This window comes from Ralstonia psammae (genome assembly GCF_958405935.1).
Lineage (GTDB): Bacteria > Pseudomonadota > Gammaproteobacteria > Burkholderiales > Burkholderiaceae > Ralstonia > Ralstonia psammae.
Window position 1 is genome coordinate 1 of the sequence record NZ_CATZBU010000035.1, and the last position, 3525, is coordinate 3525.

General features: G+C 56.6%; 4 protein-coding genes and 1 pseudogene. 3 read left to right on the forward strand and 2 right to left on the reverse strand.

Annotation, left to right across the window (positions count from 1 at the left end; translation table 11 throughout):
* Positions 1-378, forward strand: a 378-nt coding sequence (locus R2N16_RS25245; RefSeq protein WP_316669753.1) for an integrase core domain-containing protein, incomplete at its 5' end; no start/stop codon positions are given.
* Between the two features lie 66 nt (positions 379-444).
* On the opposite strand, the gene R2N16_RS25250 is transcribed toward R2N16_RS25245, so the two are convergent.
* A complete protein-coding gene (locus R2N16_RS25250; protein ID WP_316669755.1) occupies positions 445-1701 on the reverse strand; it encodes a hypothetical protein in 1257 nt (418 codons plus the stop codon).
* A gap of 277 nt (positions 1702-1978) precedes the next feature.
* Here R2N16_RS25250 and R2N16_RS25255 point away from each other — a divergent pair, with 277 nt between their 5' ends.
* A complete protein-coding gene (locus tag R2N16_RS25255; RefSeq protein WP_316669758.1) occupies positions 1979-2380 on the forward strand; it encodes an alpha/beta fold hydrolase in 402 nt (133 codons plus the stop codon).
* A gap of 134 nt (positions 2381-2514) precedes the next feature.
* Positions 2515-3180: a response regulator gene (locus R2N16_RS25260; RefSeq protein WP_316669760.1), complete on the forward strand. Its 666-nt coding sequence runs from the start codon at positions 2515-2517 to the stop codon at positions 3178-3180.
* Positions 3181-3322: 142 nt separating this feature from the next.
* Here the strand turns inward: R2N16_RS25260 and R2N16_RS25265 are convergent.
* Positions 3323-3525, reverse strand: a pseudogene (locus tag R2N16_RS25265) (methyl-accepting chemotaxis protein); the annotation flags it as partial.

The following is a 3525-nucleotide window of genomic DNA, read 5'->3' on the forward strand; positions in this document are numbered from 1 at the left end:
CCTCGCCCCGTCAACTTCTGCATCCACCCCGCTGGTCGTCCCATAAACACCTTCTCTATAACGGTGTTGCGACGACCGGTTGAATCCGCCCAGTATGCAAGCCGGAAGTTCCGGCAACGCCTGTGGCGCTACCGGATACAACAGAGCATGAGCCGCCGTGGCAACTGCTGGGACAACTCCCCGATGGAGAGGCTGTTCCGCAGCCTGAAGACCGAGTGGCTGCCGTCAGTCGGTTACATGACGGCGCATGAAGCACACCGCGACATCAGCCATTACCTGATGCACCGGTACAACTGGATACGGCCGCATCAGTTCAATGACGGACTGGCACCGGCTGTTGCGGAAGAAAAACTTAACGCAGTGTCCGGGATGGGTTGACCACTACAGTCAAGGTCTTCCGACTTTGCTTCCATCGCATCCGCCACCTTGTAAATTTGAAGCCGGTTATACCGCGTTGGTTTCACAGGACGTGTCCAAATAGCCGCCATGTCGCTCTTTGAAGCACCTCACTGCCAAGGCGATTGCCCGCTCAGATTTCGAATCGCGCGCAATGACCTCTTTAAGCTCCGAATCTAGCTGGAGCGTGCTTACCCTTGCTGCGAGTCGTTCGCCGATAGCGGCATCGGCAAAGAAATCCAGCAGGTGCTGACGAAGCCAAGACTGCACGGTTTCGAACTGTTCCCGCAGCTTCTCAAAGAGCAGGAGTGAGGCCTCCTCGTCCGTTAGATGTATCGGAACTGGGACGATGAGTTTGGCGGTAACCAGCGACGATGTCCCGTTCTGGTTGGTAGAGATGCGCCGATGCCCGACTTCCTGCTTGGCTAGCAAAGCAGGATTGCCTTCCGGAAAAGCGTGTTGAGGCGAAGCGACAATGCCCTGCTCTGCTAGGGCAGTCCAATAAAGCTTATATCGCGACCACTGTTTTTGTAGTGATGGGAGAGTTCCTTCGCCGGCCGATGCCTTTCTCCGCGTCAATTTCATGAAGTGGTACTCCATGAAATCGATAAGAAGGAGGTCCACGAAGGAGGGGGCCTTGAGGAGCTCAGCTGAAATCGGCCTGTCCTCAGATGCAAGCTTCGCAACGAACTTGGTGAAAGTCGTCCCGAAGTCTCGGAGATTGGCATCCTTTTTCTTCGTCGCCGCTATATGTTGGAGGCCGTGATGAAATACATCGGTGAAACGGCTGCCCAGGGGCGAGACAAGGCCTGTCAGTAGCACCCTGTATTCGAGGCCATTCTTCGCGTGAAGTAAAAATGGTCTCAACTTCATAACTTCGTCTTTAACGAAACCCTGGTCCTCAAACTGTTCAATGAGTTCGATAGGGATTTCTGTGGCGGCACCCTGGTGATAGTCAGCCAGGGTTATCGGAGTCCTTTCCTTGAGCCCCTTCAGCAACGTGTAGAAACCGTATGCGTAGCCGATACGAGTAACTTCTGCCGCCTCCAAGAAGCCTGTCGAACCCAGGGCCCCGTAGAAGAACAGTTGCAACTCTCGAAACCGGTCGGTTTGGAAACTGAGTGCAGAGGTAATGGGGGGCTCGCCGATGGCACGAAGCAGGCAATCGAAGAGTATTAGCGCGCGACGTCTGTTTGCTTTGCTACTACCATTCGCATTGCTTGCTGCTACGACCAGTTGACCAAGCGCCTCGCCCCGCAACTTTTCGAAGCGCAGCTCGGGCGAGTTCCAATCCTCCGCCGTCATTCGCAATAGATGACTGCTGACAATTGTCAGTCCATATTTCTGGCCACTCCGCAACTTCCGCATTCGAAGAATCCCTGTTTTTTCGGCACTTTAGGACGAAATGCAGAGGGTCTGACAACTTTCTTGCATAGCGGGAAAGGGGCGGGAATCACTTTCAGGACCGCTGGCAATCGAGATCGCAGCCACCCGTGCGCCCGGCATGACGGGCCTCATACTGAGTTGCACCTTTGCGAAGAACCCGCATCCTCGGTTCCGGTGGCTCAGATCCGCGATCAACATGCTGCCGTTCAACGCCATCCTCACAAGCCTAGGCAACCGAGCGTTGTTCGGTCGATTTACAACCAAGGCTTTGCACAGCCTGTTCCAACAAGCAGTGGGTGGGGTAACGCCGGCGGTCTTTTGCGTACGACTTCGATCTGTGCTGGATGTGGATGTCACCGAAGAACTGGCCTCGGTAGCGTTGCCGATCCTCTATCTCCAGGCGAGGGCAGACAACGTCGTGCCGCGTTCTGCAACAGCCCTCATACAGAAAATTCGACCAGAAATGCGACTTGTCGAGACGGACTCGCCTCATTGCCTCCTGCAGGTCGTGTCACAAGACGCGGCTCGCGTGATTGGGGAGTTTGTCGTGTCAACGACGTATGCGATGGTTGCGCCTATCAGAGAACCGTGCCGCTAGAATTTGACAATCCAACATGATTGTCCCAATTTGAAAGGGGAGGTGGCACCAAGCATGTGCATTGGCATTGGCCGGTACTAGGCTACACGCTCCATCTGTATCCTTCGTAGCACAGCATTCATCTTTCGCCTGACATGAAGCTGCTCTTAGTCGAAGACAATGGGGCGCTCGCGCACTGGCTCTGTGAAGCCCTGCGCCGCGCACAATTGACGGTCGATCACGCCGCCGATGGCGAATCTGCAGACTCGTTGTTGTTGACCCAGCATTACGACGTTGTGTTACTGGACCTGCATTTGCCCACGCTGTCAGGGCAGAGCGTTCTACAAAGGTTGCGCAACCGCCGCAACCCGGTGCCGGTGCTGATTCTGACGGCCAGTGGCGGAATCGACGACAAGGTCGCCTGCCTGGGTGCCGGGGCGGATGACTACCTTGTCAAGCCATTCGAGTTTCGCGAGCTGATCGCGCGCATTCAGGTGCTGGTGCGACGCAGCACGCCAGGTCAATCCGTCGAACTGCAATGCGGCGACCTGATTTACCACACCGGCAGCCGCACGTTCATGCTGGCGGGCCAGCCAATGGTGCTGCCAGCGCGCGAGCACTCCGTGCTCGAAATCTTTATGCTAAAACTCGGGCGTACCGTGTCCAAGCAAGCGCTGGTCAACGGTGTGTTTGGCCTGGACGATGAGGCCAGCCCCGAAGCCATCGAGATCTACATTCACCGATTGCGTAAGAAGCTGGAGCATTCGAGCGCGACCATTGTGACGCTCCGTGGACTCGGCTACCTATTGCGCGCTTCCTGACGCCCGAGCAGTCCTGCGCATCTGGTCGGGGGTGCGGATATATCAGCAGGGAAGGCCGCGACATGCGGGTTTAGCGGCTTACCGCCACTGATTGGTGGCGGGCTCTGGAGGTTTCCGGCCGACGGGTGGTAGCTATGCCACCCTAAGCAATGCAGAAGACCGCAATCGCAGCATTCAGCGCCTGCGCTTGCTCTTCCAGCGATTCGGCCGCAGCGGCGGCCTGCTCCACCAGCGCAGCGTTCTGCTGCGTGGCCTCATCCATCAGCGTGACAGCCTTGTTGACCTGTTCGATGCCCGAGCTTTGCTCGTTCGAGGCGGCGGCAATTTCGCCCATGATGTCGGTTA

Bases quoted from the DNA above. Each gene is read 5' to 3' on its own strand.
- R2N16_RS25250 (WP_316669755.1), bottom strand. From the start codon at position 1,701: ATGACGGCGGAGGATTGGAACTCGCCCGAGCTGCGCTTCGAAAAGTTG.
- R2N16_RS25255 (WP_316669758.1), top strand. From the start codon at position 1,979: ATGCTGCCGTTCAACGCCATCCTCACAAGCCTAGGCAACCGAGCGTTG.
- R2N16_RS25260 (WP_316669760.1), top strand. From the start codon at position 2,515: ATGAAGCTGCTCTTAGTCGAAGACAATGGGGCGCTCGCGCACTGGCTC.